This is a genomic window from Thiohalocapsa sp. (genome assembly GCF_022340605.1).
GTDB lineage: Bacteria > Pseudomonadota > Gammaproteobacteria > Chromatiales > Chromatiaceae > Thiohalocapsa.
The window spans coordinates 1-19,462 of the sequence record NZ_JAJDNQ010000019.1 but is presented as its reverse complement, the minus strand read 5'-3'; the positions used below and the strand labels follow the sequence as shown (position 1 = coordinate 19,462).

Genomic DNA, 19,462 nt, shown 5'->3' with positions numbered 1-19,462 from the left:
CCTGAGATTGCCTGAGCGCGAGTAACTCCGTCGGCGACAGCACCAGCAGGTCCCCGCGCCGGAAATCCTCCTGGTTGCGGGTAATGACGGCTTCTGCGCCGGCGTGGCGGGCGCTCTCGTAGACGATGGCGTCCTCGAGGTCCGGCCAGCCGCTGTCGAAGGCGGCGCGGACACAGTCGGCGGTGAGGTCGGCGACTGCGAGTATGGAGAGCACGGTGCGCAGGTGCCCGCGGGCGTCGGCGGGCGCCGTCTCGCGCTTCAGAAGGAAGTGGAGCGTGTCCACGGACGCCGCGCAGATGAAGCCCTCGATGCTCCTGCGCTCGGCGAGTGCCAGAACGGCGGCGGCATCCGCGTGATACGGCTCGCGTTTCAAGAGGACGTCGAGGATCACGTTGAGGTCGATGAGCACTTTCATGGTTGGCGCGAGGCTCCCTGGCGGCAGCGCCAGCAGTTGGTTGCCAGCAAAGAGGCCGGGGGCGTGCCCCCGGAAAGGTGCCGAGTCCGATTCGGGCAAATGGCTCGCGAACGTACTGCGATGAAGCCCGCGCCGAGGCGGAGGGCGGCATCCCTGACAACAGGCTAGGCAAATCCCTTGCCTGTGACAACGTCTCGCTAAAGTGAAGACGTTTTCTTCGAACCGAGGTACTTGTCCGCGAGATGCTCGCGGTAGTCGTCAACGCCGCCCTGGCTGCCGCGGAGCACGCCGACGAGGGACCGAACGCCCGGCGGGAGTTCCGCGGTGTCGCCGGAGGTGACTTGTGCATCGAGAGCGGCAAAATAGTCCGCGACCAACTGCGACACGGACTTGCCTTGGGCCTTGCCGATGGCTTTGGCGCGGGCGATCAGGTGTTCGTCCAGTCTGAGTGTGAGCTTGGCGTTCATGGCGCTGTGGGGCTGAATGACGTACGGATACTGTGCAAACTATACGTCACTTTGACCCTGGTCTGAGGCCGTCGTTGCCTTGTGGCGGAGCGGTTTGTCCTGTTCTGCGACATGGGGCGACGAGCGCTCGGCACCGCGCGGCTGTAGTCGGATGGGAACGTCACGAGACGCGAGGATGCGCTCCAGTTCAGCTTCGAGCATCCGCTCGTCCACCGGCTCGCCCTCGAAGGCCATGCTCCGGGCGACCTTGCGCGGGATGCGGCGCAGGCTGATCCGAAGCTGTTCTTCCGAGGGCAGCTGTCTCCAGCGCCTGACGTCTTCTTGCCAATCGGGTTCGGGCATCGGGCTTTTCCTGTGAGTGATCGTGGTGCTCGCCGCGCGGGCCTGGCTATCGGGAGTCTGGGTCAGCATAGGCATTGAGCGCCGCCCGCAGCCGCTCCAGGACCGCCGCCCGCAACTCCGCCGGTGCCATCACCTCGCAGTCCGCCCCGTACTTGAGCACCTCCATCAGCAGTTCTTCGTGGCGGGCGTAGGGCAGGGTGAGCTGGTAGCGGCCGTCGGGGAGCCAACTGCCTTGTTGGCTGTCGTGCCAGTGCTCTTCGGCGACCCATTGGGCGCGGTGGGCGGTGAAGCGCAGGACGGCGGTGTTGGTGGGGGTGCCGGTGAAGGTGCCGTAGGCGTCGTCGCAGCGGGCTGCGAGCGCCTCCGGCGCCAGCTCGATGGCCGGCTCGTCGAGTAGCTCGGCGGTCTGGACCCGCTCTACGGCGAAGCGGCGCGGCTCGTCCGCGCGGTGGCACCAGGCGTCGAGGTACCAGTTGCCGCGTAGCCAGGTGAAGCGCTGCGGGGAGATGTCGCGGCTGGGCTCGTTGGCGGTGGTCGGGCGGCTGCGCGGGCTGTAGCGGATGCGCAAGCGCAGGCGCTCGAACAGGCCTTGGGCGAGTAGCGCGAAGGTGTCGGGGGCGCATTGGCGCATGCCGGGGGCTTGCAGACGGACGCGACGGGCGAGGTCTTTGGGAGCAATGCCGCGCTGGGCGAGGAGCTGCTCGATGCGCTTGGCGATGGGTGCCGTCTGTGCCGCGAGCAGGCCGGGCTGAAGCTCGCGCAGCAGCTCGCGGGCGGCGAGCAGCGCGTGCAGCTCGGTGGTGGTGAACCAAAGCCCGGGAACCTCGTCGGCGGCGTCGGGCAGTGGGCCGGTCAGGGACCAGCCCCCGCTGCGGCGGTCGAAGGTGAGCGGGGCGCCGAAGTCGTCGCGATAGCTGTACAGCGCGCGTCGCGCGGTGGACTCGGAGCATTGCATGCGGTCCATGAGCTGGCGCAGGGTGATGGGTGTGCGCCGGCCGGCGAGGATGCGCTTGAGCTGGGTGATGCGGTGCAGTTTGTCCATCGCCCTGGCGGGTCTTTAGGTCCGGAAGCGTGCACCGCATTATGCCCAAACGACTGCCGCGGCGACGGTGCGTGTGTGCTCGGCAGGCCGCGGCGATGGGCGGGCGCATTTATCGAATGCCGGGGATGTTTTCGCGGTTGGCGGTTATGGGGTAGGGTCGCTACACTTCGACGCTCCGGACTTATCCCGACCCTGCTTGGACGGATCGGCCGGTTTCCCTTTCCGTAGCAGCTTTTCCGCTTTCGAGACAATATCCATGGCGAATGACACGAACGTGACCTGGCATGAGCACCAGGTGACACGGGAGGCGCGTGAGCGCCTGAATGGACATAAGGGTTGCGTGATCTGGTTTACGGGGCTGTCGGGCTCCGGCAAGAGCACGGTGGCCAATACGCTGGATCACCTGCTGTGGGGCTACGGCTTCCACAGCGCGGTGCTGGATGGTGACAACGTGCGCCATGCATTGAACGCCGGTCCGGGGATCCTGCGCGACGCCCACGGGGACGATTTCGCGCAGCGCTTCGGGCTCGGCTTCACGGCGGTGGACCGGGAGGAGAACATCCGCCGCATCGGTGCGGTTGCGGGCCTGTTCTGCCAGGCCGGGGTGATTGCGCTGACGGCGTTCATCAGCCCGTATCGGATCGATCGGGAGCGCGTGCGGCGGACGGTTCCGGATGGGGAGTTCATCGAGGTGTTCGTGGACACGCCGCTGGAGATCTGCGAGCAGCGCGATCCGAAGGGGTTGTACAAGAAGGCGCGCGCCGGCGAGATCAAGCATTTCACCGGCATCGATGACCCGTACGAGGCGCCGGAGTCCCCGGAGCTGGTGTTGCACTCGTGGGATCGCACGCCGGAGACGTTGGCGCACCAGGTGATCGACTACCTGGTGGAGCGGGAGGTCATTCCGGCGCTGGAGGGGCGCTGAGGGCCGCCGGTCGCGGCACCGGGAGTGCCGCTCCACGCTAGCGGGCGTGCCGCTGCCACAACGCGCATCGGCGTCTGTGGGAGCGCCACTTCTTCTTGTGGCGCGACACGTGGGCGCTGGAGGATGGGGTAACTCTGCTCCTCGAGCGGCCGCCGGTCGCGGCACCGGGAGTGCCGCTCCCACAAGAGGGGTCTGCTCCCAAGGGGCGTCAGGCGTCGGTGAGCTCGCCGTTGGCCAGCTCTACGACGACCTGGCGCGTTGCCGTGCAGAGCTGCTCGAGCTGTGCGCCGCTGATGACGTAGGGCGGCATGAGGTAGATGAGCCGGCCGAAGGGGCGGACCCAGACGCCGCGCTCGACGAAGCGCCGCTGCACGGCGCGCATGGGCACGGGCGCGGTCATTTCCACGACGCCGATGGCGCCGAGCACGCGCACGTCCGCGACGCCGGGCAGCTCCCGGCAGGGCGCGAGGCCCGCGCGCAGGCGCGTCTCGATGGGGGCGATTTCTCCTTGCCAGTCCCGGGACAGGAGCAGGTCGATGCTCGCGTTGGCGATGGCGCAGGCGAGCGGGTTGCCCATGAAGGTTGGGCCGTGCATGAAGGCGCCGGGGGTACCGGCGGAGATGGTGTCGGCGACCTCGGCCGTGGCGAGCGTCGCGGCGGCGGTGAGATAGCCGCCGGTCAGCGCCTTGCCGAGGGTCATGATGTCCGGCGCTATACCAGCGTGCTCGCAGGCGAAGAGTCGGCCGGTACGCCCGAAGCCGGTGGCGATCTCGTCCAGAATCAGCAGCAGGCCGTGACGGTCGCAAAGCTGGCGCACGCGGGCGAGGTAGTCGGCGGCATAGAAGCGCATGCCGCCGGCGCCTTGGACGATGGGCTCCAGGATCACGGCCGCCAGCTCGCGCTCGTGTCGCTGCATGAGCCCGGCCAGCTCGGCGATGTCGGCGTCGGTGCAGGGGCTACCGAAGGGCGGCGCCGGTGCGGCGGCGAAGACCTGCTTCGGCAGCACGCGCTCGAACAGACCGTGCATGCCGGTCACCGGGTCGCAGACGGACATGGCGTCGAAGGTGTCGCCGTGGTACCCGCTGCGCACCGTCAGGAACCGCACCCGCTCGTGGCGGCCGGCGGCCTGGTGGTATTGCAGGGCCATCTTCATGGCCACCTCGACGGACACCGAGCCGGAGTCGCACAGGAACACGTGCTGAAGCGGCTCCGGCGTGAGCCGCACCAGTCGCTCCACCAGCTCGACGGCGGGTGCGTGCGTCAGTCCGCCGAACATGACGTGCGCCATGCGGCCGAGTTGCTCGGTGGCGGCGGCGTTGAGTACCGGGTGGTTATAGCCGTGGATGGCGCACCACCACGACGACATGCCGTCCACGAGACGACGGCCGTCCATGAGCTCGATTTCGCAGCCCGACGCGCCGCGGACCGGGTAGACCGGGTCGCGGTCGGTGGTGGAGGTGTAGGGGTGCCAGACGTGGGCGGCGTCAATGGCGAGGAGGCGCTCGGCGTCCATTGGCCGCGCGCCGGCGGACTCCGTCATCCGAGCACCTCGAGTAGCCGCACCAGGGCCTTGAGGTCCGGGTCGCTGTCGAGCGCGCCCTCCCAGAAGCGGTAGTGGCGCACCGAGCGGCCGTCGCCGACGGTGAGCTCGGCGACGAAGCAGGGGTTGTCCTCCGGGGCCGGATGCTCACGCGGCTCGCCGAGCGCCGCCAGCAGCTCCGCGAGTTGCTGCGCCTGGGCGCGGTCGAGCTTGCCGCGCGTGGGCTTGCGGCTGGTGTAGTCGCCGCAGTCGATGGTGAAGGCGCCGTCGTCCGTGACGTCGATGTGCAGCATGTAGTCATCCTCGCCGACGCAGCGGTAGCGGATGCGGGGGATGGAAACGGACTTGGTCATGGTGGAGCCTCCTGTCTGCCTTGCTTGCGGTGGTGGTCTGTTTTGCGGGCATGATGGTCGCGGCAGCGGGCGTGCCGCGGGCACAGCAGCCGCCGGCGCTTGTGGGAGCGCCACTTGTTCTTGTGGCGCGACTTCTTGTGGCGCGATGCGTCGGTGCTGGCGGGTGGGGCAAGCGCTGTCCTCGGGCGGTTGCCCGTCGCGGCACCGGGAGTGCCGCTCCCACGCGGTCATTTGGCAGCGGCCAAGCGCTCGCGGCCGGCGCGGTCGCGGGCAAACTGATAGGCCGTGCGGCCGCTGCGCGAGCCGCGCCGCAGCGCCCATTGCAGCGCGGCGCGCTCGACGTCGGCGCCGTCCACCCGCGCCGCGCCCAGGCGCTCGAGCCAGTGGTGGCAGACGGTGAGGTATTGGCCCTGGGTGAAGGGCTGAAAGGAGAGCCAGAGCCCGAAGCGGTCCGACAGCGAGATCTTCTCCTCGACGCTCTCGCCCTGGTGGATCTCGCCGTCCACCATGCGCGCCTCGCGGTTCTCGCGCTGGAACTCCGGCAGCAGGTGGCGGCGGTTGGAGGTGGCGTAGATGAGCACGTTGTCGGGCGGCGCGCTGATGGAGCCGTCCAGCGCCGCTTTGAGCGCCTTGTAGCTGCCTTCGCCGGCCTCGAAGGAGAGGTCGTCGCAGTATAGGATGAAGCGCTCGTAGCGGTCCTCCAGCAGCGGCAGGATGTTGGGCAGGTCGGCGAGCTCGTCCTTGTCCACCTCGATGAGCCGCAGGCCCTGCCTGCGGTAGCTGTTGAACAGCGCCTTCACCAGCGTGGACTTGCCAGTGCCGCGGGCGCCGGAGAGCAGGACGTTGTTGGCACCGGCGCCGGCCAGGAACTGGCGGGTGTTGCGGTCGATCTCGTCACGCTGGGCGTCCACGCAGCAGAGATCGGAAAGTTGCAGGGCGTGCGGGCGGTGCACCGGCTCCAGCCAGCCGCGCTGGCCAAGGCCGCCGGCACCGCGGCGCCAGCGCCAGGCATGGGCGCTCCAGTCCGGCTCGGTGGACGGCGGCAGGTGGCCCTCGATGCGCCCCAGCAGGCCCTCGGTCCGCTTCAGCAGCCCGTGCAGCGGCAGCAACGCTTCCGCCGCGATTCCTTCTGGTTCCAACAGGGCTTCCGCCCGATCCAGCAGACGAACTAGGCGGTCATCGACATCAGGCATGGCTGGTTACGGAGGTGGCGAGGCCGGACACGCCGGCGGTGAGATCAGTGTCGCACTCCACCACCGGCAGGGGTGTGCCGATGGCGAAGCCCTGGACGAAATCCACGTTGAGGGCGCGCAGCTGGTTGATCACGTACTCGCTCTCCGCCCATTCGGCGATGGTCTTGAGGCCGAGCACGTGGGCGACCTGGTTGATGGACGCCACCAGCGCGTAGTTGACCGGGTCGTTGTGCATGTCGCGCACGAAGCTGCCGTCGATCTTCAAGTATTGCACCGGCAGCTCGCGCAGGTAGGCGTACGACGACAACCCGCTGCCGAAGTCGTCCAGCGCGAAGCTGCAGCCAAGCTCCGCCAGTGCGCCGATGAAGCTCTTGGCCTGCGCGATGCTGCGCATGGCGGCGGTCTCGGTGACCTCGAAGCAGATGCTGGCCGGGGGGATGTCGTGGATCTCGAACTGGCGCTTGAGGTAGGGCAGGAAGCTCTCATCGCTGATGGAGGTGCCCGAAATGTTGACGGCGAACAGGAAGTGCTTCGGATGCTCCTCGTGCCATTGGCGCAGCCGCTCCTGCTGGGTGCTGAAGAGCTGGTGAATCACCCAGCGATCGACGGCGGGCATCAGAATATAGCGCTCGGCGGCGGGAATGAAGGTGTCCGGCGCCACCAGTTGGCCCGCCTCGTCGAGCATGCGCACGAGGATCTCGTAATGGGTCCGCCTGGGGCGCGCCTCGGCGAGCGTAACGGCGCCGGTCAGCGGGATGATGGGCTGGGCATAGAGACGGAAGTGCCCGGTGCTCAACGCCTGCGAGATGGCCGATACCAGGTGCATTTCCCCATGATGGCGGACCAGCGATACGTCGCTGTCGTGATAGACGTGAACGCGGTCGCGGCCCTCGCGCTTGGCCATATGGCAGGCGACGTCGGCCTTGGCCAGCTCGGCCTCGGGGCTTTCGTGCTCCGGCAGGAAGGCCGTCACGCCGATGCTGATGGCGACGTCGTAGGAGCGCTCGCGCCAGGTGAACAGGAAGTTTCGCACCGTCTGCATCAGATCCTCGCAGATGGCGAGCACCTCGGACTCGTTGCGCTCGGCGAACAGGGCGCCGAATTCGTCGCCGCCGAGGCGGCCGACGAGCACCGCGGCCTCCAGCTTCACTTCGATGATCTTCGCCAGCTGGCCGATCAGGGCATCGCCCGCGGCATGTCCGACGGTGTCGTTGATGACCTTGAACTGATCGATGTCGATGTAGCACAGGGCATAGGGCGTTTCGCTGCCCACGGCCTCGGCCAGCAGCCGCGCCATGCGGCGCTCGAACTCGCTGCGATTGAGCAGGCCGGTGATGACGTCGCGTTGTTCCAGGAAGGCCATCTGCTCGGCCTGGCGCTGCTGCTCGGTGAGATCCTGCACCAGCAGCAGCCGGCGTGGGCCGTCGTCCAGCAGCAATCGGCGCTCGGCGATACGCGCCGGAAACGCATCGACGCCGCCGCGCAGCGCCTGGGTATCGTACACGCCCTGCGGCGCACGCCCGGCCGGCGCCAGCGAGCTTTCCACGACGGCGATGTCCGGCAGCAGCGCGCTCACCCTGGCGCCGATCACGTCGGCCTCGAGGCGCCCGAACATCACCTCCGCCGCGGGATTCATGAGCTCAATGCGGTCGCCGCCGTCGAGCATCACGATGCCGTCCGTGGCGCTGTCGAGGATGGCCTCGAGCTTGCGCTGATTGGCGCAGAGGCGTTGCTGCTCGCGCACCAGGTCGCGCTCGCGCCGGCGACTGCCATGCCATAGCCGCAGGCCGCCGGCGGCGGTCAGCAGCACGGTCAACAGCGTGGCCAGGATGAGCGGCGGCACGGCGAGCCCGACCGGCGAATGCACGGTGATCGCCCAGTCCGCGGCGCCGGGCTGCAGAATCGGCATACGCACCGCCCCTCGAGGCAACGGCGTCGCCGCCGCGGCCGGCCGCGCCGCCGCGGCCTCGGTCGTCGCCCCGGCACGGGCCTGCCGCCAGGCCTCCCCCACGGGCACCGGCAGGAGCCAGCTGTCGCCGCCATGGCTGAGCCGTACAGTGGTGCCGGCCGGTATCTCGGGCCGGCAGACGCCCTCGCAGGGCAGGCGCAGCTCCAGCGCCGTGCCGGCCAGCGACAGCCTGTGCCCGAGGAGCGGTGCCGCGCTGCCCGCCAGCAGCCGCGTCGCCGGACCCTCTGCCGGCGTCTGGGTTGTCGCGGCCAAGTCGATGAGGTCCGGCAGGCTGCGGCGCAGCAGCGTTGCGGCTGCCGCCCGCCATTGCTCGGATGCCGGGGTGCCGGGCAGGGCGTCCAATGCCGGGCGCTGGCTCGCCAGCAACCGGCGCAGACGGGCGCCTTCACCATCCAGCGCCCGCGCCATGGCCATGGCGACGCCGTGCCCGGCCCGCTCCGCCGCGAGCGCATGCTCCAGGTGCACGGTGCGCACGCCCTCGATGATGAGGAGGGCGCCGATGCCCAGCACGAGCGCGCAGACCGCAAGCAGCCAGCCGCGCAGCCGCCGGTGCTCGACCGCGCCGTCACCGTCGGGTGCGTCGACGGCGAGCTCGGAGCCGGCGGGATCAGGCGACATGGTGTGCCGCGGACGACGGCTCGGGCGTGGCCAACTCAGGCGTCCAGGGGCCGGAAGCGCAGGCGGTGGGGCTGGTCGGCCTCGTCGCCGAGGCGGCGGTGGCGGTCGGCCTCGTAGTCGGCGTAGTTGCCCTCGAACCAGGTCACTTGCGACTCGCCCTCGAAGGCGAGGATGTGGGTGGCGATGCGGTCCAGGAACCAGCGATCGTGGCTGATGACCACCACGCAGCCGGGGAAGGCGAGGATGGCCTCCTCCAACGCGCGCAGGGTCTCGACGTCGAGGTCGTTGGTGGGCTCGTCGAGCAGCAGCAGGTTGCAGCCCTTCTTGAGCAGCTTGGCCAGGTGCACGCGGTTGCGCTCGCCGCCGGAGAGGTCGCCGATGCGCTTTTGCTGGTCGCCGCCGCGGAAGTTGAAGCGGCTCACGTAGGCGCGTGAGGGCATCTCGTATTTGCCGACGATGATGTTGTCGGCACCGCCGGAGATCTCCTCCCAGACGGTCTTGCTGTCATCGAGCGCGTCGCGGCTCTGGTCCACGTAGCCGATGTCCACGGTCTCGCCGACGCGCAGCTCGCCGCCGTCCGGCTGCTCCTGCCCGGTGATGATGCGAAACAGCGTGGTCTTGCCGGCGCCGTTGGGGCCGATGATGCCGACGATGCCGCCCTTGGGCAGGTTGAAGCTGAGATCCTGATACAAGAGCCGCTCGCCATAGCCCTTGCGCAGGTCGTTGGCCTCCACCACCAGGTCGCCCAGGCGCTCGCCGGGTGGGATGTAGATCTCGTTGGTCTCGTTGCGGCGCTGGAAGTCTTGCGACTGCAGCTCGTCGAAGCGCGCGAGTCGCGCCTTGCTCTTGGCATGCCGGCCCTTCGGGTTGGCGCGCACCCATTCCAGCTCGTGCTTCATGGCCTTGATGCGCGCCTGCTCGGCCTTTTCTTCCTGCTCCAGGCGCTGCTCCTTCTGCTCCAGCCAGCTGGAGTAGTTGCCCTGCCAGGGGATGCCGTGGCCGCGGTCCAGCTCCAGAATCCAGCCGGCAACGTTGTCCAGGAAGTAGCGGTCGTGGGTCACCGCGACGACGGTGCCGGGGTAGTCGTGCAGGAAGCGCTCCAGCCAGCCGACGGACTCGGCGTCCAGGTGGTTGGTTGGCTCGTCCAGCAGCAGCATATCCGGCTTGGAGAGCAGCAGCCGGCAAAGGGCCACGCGGCGGCGCTCGCCGCCGGAGAGCTTGCCGACGTCCGCGTCCCAGGGCGGCAGACGGAGTGCGTCGGCGGCCACCTCCAGGGTGCGGTCCAGGTTGTGGCCGTCGGTGGCCTCGATGAGGTTCTCCAGGTCGCCCTGTTCTTTGGCCAGGGCGTCGAAGTCCGCGTCCGGCTCGGCGTAGGCGGCGTAGACGGCATCCAGGCGCTCCAGGGCCTGCTTGATGTGGGCGACGGCCTCCTCGACGTTGCCGCGCACGTCCTTGTCCGGGTCCAGGTGCGGCTCTTGCGGCAGGTAGCCGATGTTGATGCCGGGCTGCGGGCGTGCCTCGCCCTCGATCTCGGTGTCGATGCCGGCCATGATCTTGAGCAGCGTGGACTTGCCGGCGCCATTCAGACCCAACACGCCGATCTTGGCGCCGGGGAAGAACGACAGCGAGATGTCCCGCAGAATGACACGCTTCGGCGGCACGACCTTGCCGACGCGGTTCATGGTGTAGATGTACTGCGCCATTGTGACTGTTGCGGTGGCTCTTGGATTTGGAAATCGCTTGGTGGTGGAATCGGAATCTGGCGTGACGCCGGGTGCGCGGGCGTACGACGGCCCGGCGTCCGACGGCCGCGAGCGGCCCGCAAACCGCGTCATGTCGCGGATGCGGCGCGCCAACGATGTGGAAATTGTGCGTGTTGAACCGACAAATGTCCAAGCAGCGCAACAGCCGCCGTTCGGCGGCGACCGCGGCTCGGCGGAGATCCGGGAGTAAAGCATGAGCAGACGATTCGTGCCGCTGGTGGGTTTCGTCGCCCCCAGCGGCACCGGCAAGACGACGCTGCTGCGCAAGCTGGTGCCGCTGCTGCGTGAGCGCGGCCTGCGCGTCGGCTACATCAAGCACTCGCATCACAGTCTGAGCCTGGACCACCCCGGCAAGGATAGCCACGACTTGGCCGAGGCCGGCGCCGAGCAGGTGGTGCTGGCCGCCGCCGACGGCTGGGGCCTCATGGACTATGCGCCGCGGCGCGGCGAGGACGGCCGCACCCCGCTGGCGGAGCTGGCGGCGCGCTTCGATGCCGAGCGGCTCGACTTGGTGCTGGTGGAGGGCTTTCGCCAGGAGCGGCATCCGAAAATCGAGGTGCATCGCGTCGCGACCGGCAAGGCGCCGCTGTATCCGAACGACCCGGACATCATCGCCGTGGCCACTGACAGCCAGCTCCCTGCCGACGCTGCGCCGGTGCGCCTGCCCATCGCCGACACCGAGGCCATCGCCGACTTCATCCAGGCGCAGCTCGCCGATGGGCGCTTCAGCGGCGAGGACCCGCGTGATGAGCTGCTGCGCCGCTGCCGCGAGACCCGCCATGCCGCCACCGGGCCGCGCGCCGGCTGGCTCTCCATCCGCATCGGCGAGCGCTGCTGGATGGCGCGCATCGCGCTCGCCGGCGACGACCCCGACGTGGACGCCGTCGGTGTGCATCTGGTGGCCGCCGCCGACGATGAGGCGCCGGCCGACGCGCCAGCCGATGTGCCGGACATCGCCAGCATCGAGGCCACCATCCACCGCCGTATCTACAGCACGCAGCCGCTGGCGCGTGCCATCATCGGCGCGCGCATGCCCTACACGGCCGCGGCGGGTTTTCAGGGGCGGAGCTTCCAGCCGCTGGACGCGGATGGCGTCGCGCTGCTCGGTGACGTGCCGGCACTGAGCCTGGACCCTGCCAAGCTGGCCCAAGAGGGCCCCGCGGCCATCGCCGAGCGGCTGGTGGACGCGCCCGTCTGCATTCTGGCGGGGCAGGGCGCCTACGCCTGGGGCGAAGACCTGACGCAGGCGCTGGAGCGTGCGGCGCTCCTGGAACGCTCCGCACAGATCTACGTGCTAGGGCGGCAGTCGTCGGCCTGAGCGGATGTGAACAAGACCAGCAAGACCTGCCGCGTGATACAAGTCGGCGCAAGGTTGTCTGCGCATCCTCTCAGCCGGTTGCGCATCCCAACTTGTCGCGGCACGCATTTGCAGGCGACTGCTCGTTGACCAGACCACGCTACCGAAACCTCGACGGCTCGTTGCCCCACCGCGCGTCGGCTGTCTTCAAATGGGGCGTGCTGGACCGCCTGGCCGGCCGGCGCAAGCCGGATCGGCGGCCGTTCGAGGCGCCACGTGTCGCGAACGACGGCGCCGCATTGCGCCGGAATGTATCGGAGCCCCTGCTGACCTGGGTCGGCCACGCCACCTGGTTGGTGCAACTGGCCGGGGTCAATCTGCTCATCGACCCGATCTGGGCGCGGGTCGTCGCGGGGGTAGTCCCGCGCCGCAGCGCGCCGGGCGTGGCGCTCGCTGACCTGCCGCGTATCGACGCCGTGCTGGTCACGCACAACCACCGGGATCACATGGATCTGCGTACGCTGCGACACTTCGCGGCGGCACCGCTGGCTGTCGTGCCGCTGGGGCTGGCCGCCGCACTGCGCCGGCTCGGCTACCGGGACGTCAGGGAACTGGACTGGTGGCAGGGCGTCGACGCCGGCAAGGTCCGCATCACGCTGGTGCCGAGCCAGCACTGGAGCCGGCGCGGGCTGCTCGACACCAACGCCACGCTGTGGGGCGGCTTCGTCATCGAAGGTGACGGCCGGCGCGTCTATCACAGCGGCGATACGGCCTGGTTCGCGGGCTTCCGGGAGATCGCCCGTCGGCTCGGCAGTCCGGACGCGGCGCTGCTGCCCATCGGCGCCTACGAGCCGGAATGGTTCATGCGCCGGCAGCACATGAACCCGGAGGATGCTCTGCGGGCCGCCGCCGACCTGGACGCCCGCCGTATCCTGCCGATGCACTGGGGCACCTATCAGCTCACGGACGAATGGCTCGGCGAGCCCCCGCGGCGGGTGGTCGCGGCCGCGGCGGAGGACCCCCGACTGCTGGAACGGCTCATCCTGTGTCCGATCGGGGCCTCGGAGCGGCTCTGAACCGGCAACGGACGCGCGGCAGATCCGTCAACGGGCACAACGCCGGACTGGCCCGCGCGCTTGCGACCGTGGCCTCAGCCCGTGGTCAGGCGCCCTATGCCCCTGGGCAGGGTCAACCCACCTGCTCCAGCCGGTAGCCGTAGCCGCGCAGGGTGCTGATCTGCAGGCCCGTCGCGGCGCCCAGGCCGAGCTTCCTGCGCAGGCGACTCACGTGGGCGTCCACGGTGCGCGTGTCGACCCGCGGGTTGCGCTCCCAGACCTCGGTCAGCAGGTGCTCGCGCGAGAGCAGCTCGTTCGGGTGATGGAAAAAGTGCTGCGTCAGCGCGTATTCCAGCGCCGTGAGCGACAGGCGCTCGCCTTCGCGGTAGATTTGACGATTGACCTCGTCGATGCGGTAGGCGCCCAGTGCAGGCAGACGGGCCCGATCGCGCCGGGCGCGGCGCAGCAGCGCGCCGATGCGCGCGCGCGCCTCCGACATGCGCAGCGGCTTCACCACATAGTCGTCAGCGCCCATCTCCAGCGCCTTGACGATCAACTGCTCGTCGTCGTTGACGCTCTCGACGACGATCGGCAGGTCCCAGCCGAGGCAGTTGCGCACGAATCGGATGACGCTATCCGCCTGCCCGTCCGGCAGGCACCAGTCCAGCATCAGCAGGTCAAAGCGCTGCGTCTCGAGGGCCGCGGTCATGTCGCCCACGCGCGCGAAGTGCCGGTAGGCCCAGCCCGCCTGCTCGAAGGTCAGGGTGAGCAGGCCGGCGATCACCGGGTCGTCCTCGAGCAGACCGATACGAACCGTATCGCCGTCGGGCGATACCTGCTGCGAGTTGTCCAATGCTGACATTTTTGCGCGGTTTTTACAGAGCGTCACGAGGTCACAGTTTAGTCTGCGATGAAGGGGAAACACTTATACATCAATAGGAGTTACAACCTACATTCTTATGAAAGATTATCTGAGCATGAAGGCGACCTCTGCGTGAGCTAGGTCCTAGAAACATGGATGCAGTAAAGTGCGCCATCCTCGACGGTCTTGACGTCGGTGCTCAGCCCTTCTCGGTGCTCAGCCCTTCTCGGCGCTCAGGTAGCAGATCCAGCCGGCGTCGGCGTCCGCGTGCTCGGTGGGCTCGAAGCGGCCGTCCGGCTCGCCATCCTCGTCCCAGCCCTGCCAGTAGACGACGACGTGCCCGAAGCCGGCCTCCCTCAGCAGCTCGCGGATCTCCGGCAGCGTCCAAAGCCGCCAGCGATAGCTGAAGGCGCGCCTGAGCTCGGAGCCGTCCGCGAAGGCGAAATGGATATGGCAGTCCATGCTGCCGTCGATGGGGTTGTACCGCGCCTGCTCCCAGCGGTACGTGAAGCTGCCGGCGTCGTCCTCGACAGTGCGCTCCTCGACGATTTCGCGGAACGCATCGTAGCCGCCGTAGGCGTCCAGAAAGAAGACGCCGTCCGCAGTCAGCGCCTGATGCACGGAACGGAAATACGCCTGCAACAAGGCGCGCTCACGGAACAGCCAGTAGCTGAAGTTCATCGCCGCCACCAGGTCCAGGCCGCCGTCGGTGGGAGCCGTCAGCACATCCGTCTGGCACAGCCGGATACGCCGGCGTTGGTCGGCGTCCAGCGCGGGCAGGTTGTGTGCCGCGGCCCAGGCCAGCACCGCCGGGTCCAGGTCCAGGCCCAGCGCGGTGTTGCCGGCGTGCCGGCGCACCCACTCGCAGCAAACGGCGGCGCTGCCGCAGAAGTCCTCGCGCAGGTGCCGCGCATCGCGGCCGCGCAGCCGGTGGAAGGTCGCGGCGAGAAAGTCCACCTCCGCCTCCGGGCATTGCACGGAGCGCTCGTACAGGCGCTGGGGATCGGCCTGCTCGGCGAGCGAAGGGGCTTGGGCGGCGGACACCAAGGAAGGACGCGTGAGATCGGGGGGCAGGGGCATGACGTGTGCGTTGAAATCACCGGGCGGATCGCCTATTCTAGCGGGCTCGCGGTCGCGCCTCCCGCTACGGGCCGCTGCCTCAGGTAGCGCACAACGGCGTCACCCGCACCCCCGGAGAGGTGTCCGAGTGGCTTAAGGAGCACGCCTGGAAAGTGTGTATAGGTTAATAGCCTATCGAGGGTTCGAATCCCTCCCTCTCCGCCACCTACCGTCCTATCTTCGAGCCCCAATCCCGGCCGCGGCTCTTCTCTTTCCGGCTGCGCGCCCCGCTGGCTGCTCCCGGCCGCGTCTTGCAGCGTGCCGATCGCGGCGCGGACGCCGCTCCCACGACACATACGCGAGCCGACCGCCGGCGATTGCGCCGTGTCAGGCAATGCCGTCCAGTGCCCGGGCGGTTATGAATCCTTTGCAGTATGCTCCGGGGCCGGATCTCCTTATCGGGGAAGCCGGAAGGAGTACGGCAAGCACATGCACTACTGCGGAGGCACCATGAAGGCAATTCTCACCGCGGCGGCCGTCGGCCTGGCCGCCCTCGCGTTCAATTCGCTCGCGCTGGCCGACGAGCCGGTGGTCATCAAGTTCTCGCACGTGGTGGCAGAGAACACGCCGAAGGGCAAGATGGCGGAGAAGTTCAAAGAACTGGTGGCCGCGAAGACCGGCGGCAGCGTCGTGGTCGAGGTCTACCCCAACTCGCAGCTCTTCACCGATGACAATGTGCTGGAGGCGATGCTGCTGGGCGACGTCCAGATGGCCGCACCGGCGCTGTCGAAGTTCAGCCGCTACACCGATGTGCTGGCGCTCTACGATCTGCCGTTCCTGTTCCAGGACATGGACGCCGTGGACCGGTTCCAGCAGAGCGAGCAGGGCCAGAAGATGCTGGATTCGCTCAGCAAGAAGGGCCTGGTGGGCCTCGGCTACCTGCACAACGGCCTAAAGCAACTGAGCGCCGACGAGCCGCTGCGGGTGCCGGCAGACGCCAAGGGGCTCAAGTTCCGCATCATGTCCTCTGATGTGCTGGAGGCGCAGTTCGAGACGCTGGATGCCACGCCGATCAAGAAGCCCTTCTCCGAGGTCTTCACGTTGCTGCAGACCAAGGCCCTCGACGGCCAGGAGAACAGTTGGTCGAACATCTACTCGAAGAAGTTCTACGAGGTTCAGCCTTACATTACCGAGACCAACCACGGCCTGCTGGATTACATGGTCGTGACCTCCAAGGAGTTCTGGTCCAGCCTGGGCGACGAGCAGCGCGCCCAGGTCAGGGAGGCGCTGGACGAGGCGCTTGCCTATGGCAACGAGGTGGCGGCCGACAAGTCCGTCGAGGACAAACAGCGTATCGCCGAGAGCGGCCGCACCGAGATCATCGAGCTGACGCCCGCGGAGCGTGCGCAGTGGGTGGATGCGATGAAGCCAGTCTGGAAGCAGTTCGAAAAGGAAATCGGCCCTGAGCTGATCAAGTCGGCGTATCAGTCTAACCAAGACTGACCCGAAACCCGAGCGCCGAGAGCACTTGGTGAGGAGGCAGGATGATCCGCCGCATCATCGAGAAGACCGAGGAGGCGATCATCTCGCTGCTGCTGGTGGCGATGACGCTGTTGGTGTTCTGGGAGGTGATCCTGCGCTTCGGCTTCGGCAAGGGCATCAGCTGGGGGCAGGAGGCGACGCTGCAGCTATCGGCGTGGTTCGTGCTCTTCGGCGTGTCCTATGGGCTCAAGACCGGGGCGCACATCGGCGTGGATGCCTTCGTGCGGCTGTTTCCGCCGCTGGGGCGGCGCATCCTGACTGGCGTCGCGGTGCTGCTGTCGCTGGTGTACTGCGGGCTCTTCATCTACGGCTCCTGGGTGTACCTGGCGAAGATGCACATGATCGGCATCGAGCTGGAGGACATCCCGGTGCAGACCTGGATCGCGCACAGCATCCTGCTCATCGGCCTGGTAATGCTGAGCCTGCGGCTGCTGGGGTTGCTGTGGCGGGTGATTCGGGGCACAGCGATGGACTTCCAGCACGTGGACGAGGCCATGGAGAGCATGCACCTCGCCCGCGAGCTGCGCGAGTCCGTCGGCGGCGACGCTGACCCGACGACGGGCGGGCGGCGGCCTGATGGTGCCGGGGAGGGCGGGGCGTGACCACCGCGGTGCTCTTCCTGCTGCTGTTCGGCTGTATGCTGCTGGGGATGCCGATCGCGTTCGCACTCGGCTTCTCCAGCATCGTCACCATCCTCTTCTTTTCGCACGACTCGCTGGCGTCCATTGCGCTCAAGCTGTTCGAGTCCCTGTCCGGGCATTACACGCTGCTGGCGATCCCGTTCTTCATCCTGTCCTCGCAGTTCTTGTCCACCGGCGGCGTGGCCAAGCGGCTGATCCGCTTTGCCGTGGGCGTTGTTGGACACATCAAGGGTGGGCTGGCCATGGCCTCGGTGCTGGCGTGCATGCTGTTTGCAGCGGTATCCGGCTCCTCGCCGGCGACAGTGGCGGCCGTCGGCACCATCGTCATCGCGGGCATGGTGAAGTGCGGCTATCCGAAGTCATTCGCGTCCGGCGTCATCACCAATGCCGGCACGCTCGGCATCCTGATCCCGCCCTCCATCGTCATGCTGGTGTACGCGGCGGCCACCGAGGTGTCGGCGGCGCGCATGTTCATGGCAGGTTTCATTCCCGGCATGCTGATGGGCGGTTTGTTGATGTTGGCCATCTATGTCGTCGCCCGCGTCAAGCAACTGCCGTCGCAGCCCTGGCCCGGCTTTCGCGAGGTGGCCGCGGCCGGCTTCAGCGCCTCCGGCGGCATCCTGCTCATCGTCATCGTGCTGGGCTCTATCTATGGCGGCATCGCGAGCCCGACGGAAGCGGCGGCGGTGTCCGCCGTCTATGCCTTCCTGGTGTCGGTGATCGGCTATCGGGATATCGGGCCGCTCAAGGACACGCCGTGGCACAAGAACGGCGAGGGCGCGGGTGCCACGCTGCTGCGCAATACCTGGCAGGTTCCGTTGGCCTTGGTGCAAAGCGTCGGCGACGCGGAGGTACGCAAAACAGTACTGGACGCTGCCCGCGTCAGCATCATGCTGCTGTTCATCATCGCCAACGCGATGCTGTTCGCGCACGTGCTCACTACCGAGCGTATCCCGCATCACATCGCCGAGGCCATCGTCGGCTTCGGGCTCTCGCCGTGGATGTTCCTGATCGTCGTGAACCTGCTGCTGCTGGCGGCGGGCAACTTCATGGAGCCGTCGGCGATCCTGCTCATCATGGCGCCGATCCTGTTCCCCATTGCCACGCAGCTCGGCATCGACCCGATTCATCTCGGCATCATCATGGTGGTGAACATGGAGATCGGCATGCTCACACCGCCGGTGGGCCTGAACCTGTTCGTGACGGCGGGCATCACCGGGGAGTCCATGGGCTGGGTCATCAAGTCGGTGCTGCCGTGGATGCTGCTCCTGCTGTTCTTCCTGATGCTGATCACGTACATCCCGCAGATCTCGCTGTTTCTGCCGGAGTATCTCGACCCGAGCAAACGATCAGCAGCACTGATGTCCGTGGCGATAGCGAAAAATCAGTCCGACCCCGGGCATCCGATCGTGCAGGCTCAAGCTGCCGCCTAAGCTGGCAGCGGCTTCCCTGGCGATGGCGAGTCCGAGGCCGCTGCCCTCGCCGTTGGTCCCCAGCGTGCGATAGAAGGGGTCGAACACCCGTTCGCGCTCGCTCGCAGGGATGCCGGGGCCGTCGTCGAGGATCTCGATGACCACCTCACCCGCGTCCGCAGTGAGGCGCACCGTGACCTCACCGCCGCACGGGGTATATTTGAGGGCGTTCTCCAGGCCGTTCTTGAGCACCAGGCGCAGGGTCTCGCGCGCGGCCTCGATGCGCACCGGCGCGAGCTCATCCAGACCCAGATCGATGCCCTTAGACTCGGCCAGCGGCAGGTAGTCTGCGATCAGCTCGCGTGCCAGCACCGCGACATCGACCGGCGCGGTCGGCACCGCCCCCGCCTGAACCCGTGCCAGGCTCAAGAGCTGCTCGGTGAGTTTGTGCGCACGCTCGATCCCGGCCTGTAGCGGCTCGATGCGCTCGCGCATGATCTCCAGCGTTGCGGCTTCGCGCAGATTGCGCGCCTGGACCGCCAAGGCGGTCAGTGGGCTGCGCAGCTCGTGCGCCGCGTCGGCGACGAAGCGCCGTTGCTGGTCCATCAGCACGCCCACGCGTTCGAGCAGGCGATTGATGGCCAGCACGAAGGGCCGGATCTCGCTCGGCACGTCGGTGTCGCCCAGCGCGCGCGGGCGATCCGCCGGCTGGGCGTCCAGGTGCGCGGCGAGACGCCGGACCGGGGCCAGCTCGCGGCGGACGATGCGCACGATCATCCAGACCATCAACAGCGGCAGCAACAGCAGTGGCGCCAGGGTATGCCTCGCCGCGGTCAAGCCGATTTCGTCGCGGACCTCGGTCGGCTGCGCCACCACCGTCGCCCGGCTCGCCGGGCCGACCCGCTTGAAGACCCGCAGGCGCTCGCCATCGGCCAATAGCGTGTGGAAGCCCGGGGGCAGATCCCGG

19 protein-coding genes and 1 tRNA gene are annotated in these 19,462 nt (G+C 68.1%); 8 read left to right on the top strand and 12 right to left on the bottom strand.

Annotated features, from left to right (window positions below; genetic code table 11):
- The 4 genes from LJE69_RS01900 to LJE69_RS01885 form a co-directional block, all read right to left on the bottom strand.
- The coding region (locus LJE69_RS01900; RefSeq protein ID WP_296920860.1) for a PIN domain-containing protein at positions 1–415 on the bottom strand (415 nt) is incomplete at its 3' end.
- Positions 416–612: 197 nt separating this feature from the next.
- Positions 613–882 carry a DUF6364 family protein gene (locus LJE69_RS01895; RefSeq protein WP_296920857.1) on the bottom strand — a complete coding sequence of 90 codons (270 nt, stop codon included), beginning with the start codon at positions 880–882 and terminating at the stop codon, positions 613–615.
- Between the two features lie 39 nt (positions 883–921).
- Positions 922–1,224 (bottom strand): hypothetical protein, encoded by a 303-nt coding sequence (locus tag LJE69_RS01890; protein ID WP_296920854.1) that lies wholly within the window; start codon positions 1,222–1,224, stop codon positions 922–924.
- Between the two features lie 46 nt (positions 1,225–1,270).
- On the bottom strand, positions 1,271–2,266 hold the full coding sequence (locus LJE69_RS01885) for a WYL domain-containing protein (protein ID WP_296920851.1): 996 nt from the start codon (positions 2,264–2,266) through the stop codon (positions 1,271–1,273).
- Between the two features lie 256 nt (positions 2,267–2,522).
- Here LJE69_RS01885 and cysC point away from each other — a divergent pair, with 256 nt between their 5' ends.
- On the top strand, positions 2,523–3,191 hold the full coding sequence (gene cysC / locus LJE69_RS01880) for an adenylyl-sulfate kinase (protein WP_296920848.1): 669 nt from the start codon (positions 2,523–2,525) through the stop codon (positions 3,189–3,191).
- A gap of 208 nt (positions 3,192–3,399) precedes the next feature.
- Here cysC and bioA read toward each other — a convergent pair whose 3' ends face one another.
- The 5 genes from bioA to ettA all read right to left on the bottom strand — a co-directional run bounded on the left by bioA (position 3,400) and on the right by ettA (position 10,567).
- Positions 3,400–4,704, bottom strand: a complete 1,305-nt coding sequence (bioA, locus tag LJE69_RS01875) for an adenosylmethionine--8-amino-7-oxononanoate transaminase (protein ID WP_296920865.1) — start codon at positions 4,702–4,704, stop codon at positions 3,400–3,402.
- A 23-nt stretch (positions 4,705–4,727) separates the two neighbouring features.
- Entirely contained in the window at positions 4,728–5,084 is a 357-nt protein-coding gene (locus tag LJE69_RS01870; RefSeq protein ID WP_296920846.1) for a hypothetical protein, read from the bottom strand.
- Positions 5,085–5,311: 227 nt separating this feature from the next.
- Complete coding sequence (locus LJE69_RS01865; RefSeq protein WP_296920843.1) at positions 5,312–6,277, bottom strand: ATP-binding protein; 966 nt, start codon at positions 6,275–6,277, stop codon at positions 5,312–5,314.
- Entirely contained in the window at positions 6,270–8,864 is a 2,595-nt protein-coding gene (locus LJE69_RS01860; protein WP_296920841.1) for an EAL domain-containing protein, read from the bottom strand. Before LJE69_RS01860 ends, LJE69_RS01865 begins: the two co-directional genes overlap by 8 nt.
- Positions 8,865–8,899: 35 nt before the next feature.
- Positions 8,900–10,567 (bottom strand): energy-dependent translational throttle protein EttA, encoded by a 1,668-nt coding sequence (gene ettA / locus LJE69_RS01855; RefSeq protein ID WP_296920838.1) that lies wholly within the window; start codon positions 10,565–10,567, stop codon positions 8,900–8,902.
- Between ettA and LJE69_RS01850 the strand changes: the two genes are divergently transcribed.
- The 3 genes from LJE69_RS01850 to LJE69_RS01835 all read left to right on the top strand — a co-directional run bounded on the left by LJE69_RS01850 (position 10,554) and on the right by LJE69_RS01835 (position 13,000).
- Complete coding sequence (locus LJE69_RS01850; protein ID WP_296920835.1) at positions 10,554–10,817, top strand: hypothetical protein; 264 nt, start codon at positions 10,554–10,556, stop codon at positions 10,815–10,817. The genes ettA and LJE69_RS01850 overlap by 14 nt on opposite strands.
- Before the next feature lie 3 nt (positions 10,818–10,820).
- Complete coding sequence (gene mobB, locus LJE69_RS20920; RefSeq protein ID WP_367114610.1) at positions 10,821–11,945, top strand: molybdopterin-guanine dinucleotide biosynthesis protein B; 1,125 nt, start codon at positions 10,821–10,823, stop codon at positions 11,943–11,945.
- 125 nt (positions 11,946–12,070) lie between these two features.
- Positions 12,071–13,000, top strand: coding sequence for an MBL fold metallo-hydrolase (locus tag LJE69_RS01835; RefSeq protein WP_296920832.1), 930 nt, complete (start codon positions 12,071–12,073; stop codon positions 12,998–13,000).
- Between the two features lie 112 nt (positions 13,001–13,112).
- On the opposite strand, the gene LJE69_RS01830 is transcribed toward LJE69_RS01835, so the two are convergent.
- Positions 13,113–13,841, bottom strand: a complete 729-nt coding sequence (locus LJE69_RS01830) for a response regulator transcription factor (protein WP_296920830.1) — start codon at positions 13,839–13,841, stop codon at positions 13,113–13,115.
- A 216-nt stretch (positions 13,842–14,057) separates the two neighbouring features.
- A complete protein-coding gene (locus tag LJE69_RS01825; protein WP_296920828.1) occupies positions 14,058–14,921 on the bottom strand; it encodes a class I SAM-dependent methyltransferase in 864 nt (287 codons plus the stop codon).
- A gap of 113 nt (positions 14,922–15,034) precedes the next feature.
- Here LJE69_RS01825 and LJE69_RS01820 point away from each other — a divergent pair.
- The 4 genes from LJE69_RS01820 (at position 15,035) to LJE69_RS01805 (ending at position 18,516) form a co-directional block, all read left to right on the top strand.
- Positions 15,035–15,125, top strand: a tRNA-Ser gene (locus tag LJE69_RS01820).
- A gap of 285 nt (positions 15,126–15,410) precedes the next feature.
- Entirely contained in the window at positions 15,411–16,403 is a 993-nt protein-coding gene (locus LJE69_RS01815; RefSeq protein WP_296920825.1) for a TRAP transporter substrate-binding protein, read from the top strand.
- A 41-nt stretch (positions 16,404–16,444) separates the two neighbouring features.
- Positions 16,445–17,044, top strand: a complete 600-nt coding sequence (locus LJE69_RS01810; RefSeq protein ID WP_296920821.1) for a TRAP transporter small permease — start codon at positions 16,445–16,447, stop codon at positions 17,042–17,044.
- Positions 17,041–18,516 (top strand): TRAP transporter large permease, encoded by a 1,476-nt coding sequence (locus LJE69_RS01805; protein WP_296920818.1) that lies wholly within the window; start codon positions 17,041–17,043, stop codon positions 18,514–18,516. Before LJE69_RS01810 ends, LJE69_RS01805 begins: the two co-directional genes overlap by 4 nt.
- On the opposite strand, the gene LJE69_RS01800 is transcribed toward LJE69_RS01805, so the two are convergent.
- Positions 18,433–19,462, bottom strand: a 1,030-nt coding sequence (locus tag LJE69_RS01800; RefSeq protein ID WP_296920815.1) for an ATP-binding protein, incomplete at its 5' end; no start/stop codon positions are given. The genes LJE69_RS01805 and LJE69_RS01800 overlap by 84 nt on opposite strands.

Coding starts and splice junctions, on each gene's coding strand:
- LJE69_RS01890 (WP_296920854.1), bottom strand. CDS start 1,224: ATGCCCGAACCCGATTGGCAAGAAGACGTCAGGCGCTGGAGACAGCTG.
- LJE69_RS01885 (WP_296920851.1), bottom strand. CDS start 2,266: ATGGACAAACTGCACCGCATCACCCAGCTCAAGCGCATCCTCGCCGGC.
- LJE69_RS01825 (WP_296920828.1), bottom strand. CDS start 14,921: ATGCCCCTGCCCCCCGATCTCACGCGTCCTTCCTTGGTGTCCGCCGCC.
- LJE69_RS01815 (WP_296920825.1), top strand. CDS start 15,411: ATGAAGGCAATTCTCACCGCGGCGGCCGTCGGCCTGGCCGCCCTCGCG.
- ettA (WP_296920838.1), bottom strand. CDS start 10,567: ATGGCGCAGTACATCTACACCATGAACCGCGTCGGCAAGGTCGTGCCG.
- LJE69_RS01895 (WP_296920857.1), bottom strand. CDS start 882: ATGAACGCCAAGCTCACACTCAGACTGGACGAACACCTGATCGCCCGC.
- bioA (WP_296920865.1), bottom strand. CDS start 4,704: ATGGACGCCGAGCGCCTCCTCGCCATTGACGCCGCCCACGTCTGGCAC.
- LJE69_RS01830 (WP_296920830.1), bottom strand. CDS start 13,841: ATGTCAGCATTGGACAACTCGCAGCAGGTATCGCCCGACGGCGATACG.
- LJE69_RS01810 (WP_296920821.1), top strand. CDS start 16,445: ATGATCCGCCGCATCATCGAGAAGACCGAGGAGGCGATCATCTCGCTG.
- LJE69_RS01860 (WP_296920841.1), bottom strand. CDS start 8,864: ATGTCGCCTGATCCCGCCGGCTCCGAGCTCGCCGTCGACGCACCCGAC.
- LJE69_RS01870 (WP_296920846.1), bottom strand. CDS start 5,084: ATGACCAAGTCCGTTTCCATCCCCCGCATCCGCTACCGCTGCGTCGGC.
- LJE69_RS01850 (WP_296920835.1), top strand. CDS start 10,554: ATGTACTGCGCCATTGTGACTGTTGCGGTGGCTCTTGGATTTGGAAAT.
- cysC (WP_296920848.1), top strand. CDS start 2,523: ATGGCGAATGACACGAACGTGACCTGGCATGAGCACCAGGTGACACGG.
- LJE69_RS01865 (WP_296920843.1), bottom strand. CDS start 6,277: ATGCCTGATGTCGATGACCGCCTAGTTCGTCTGCTGGATCGGGCGGAA.
- mobB (WP_367114610.1), top strand. CDS start 10,821: ATGAGCAGACGATTCGTGCCGCTGGTGGGTTTCGTCGCCCCCAGCGGC.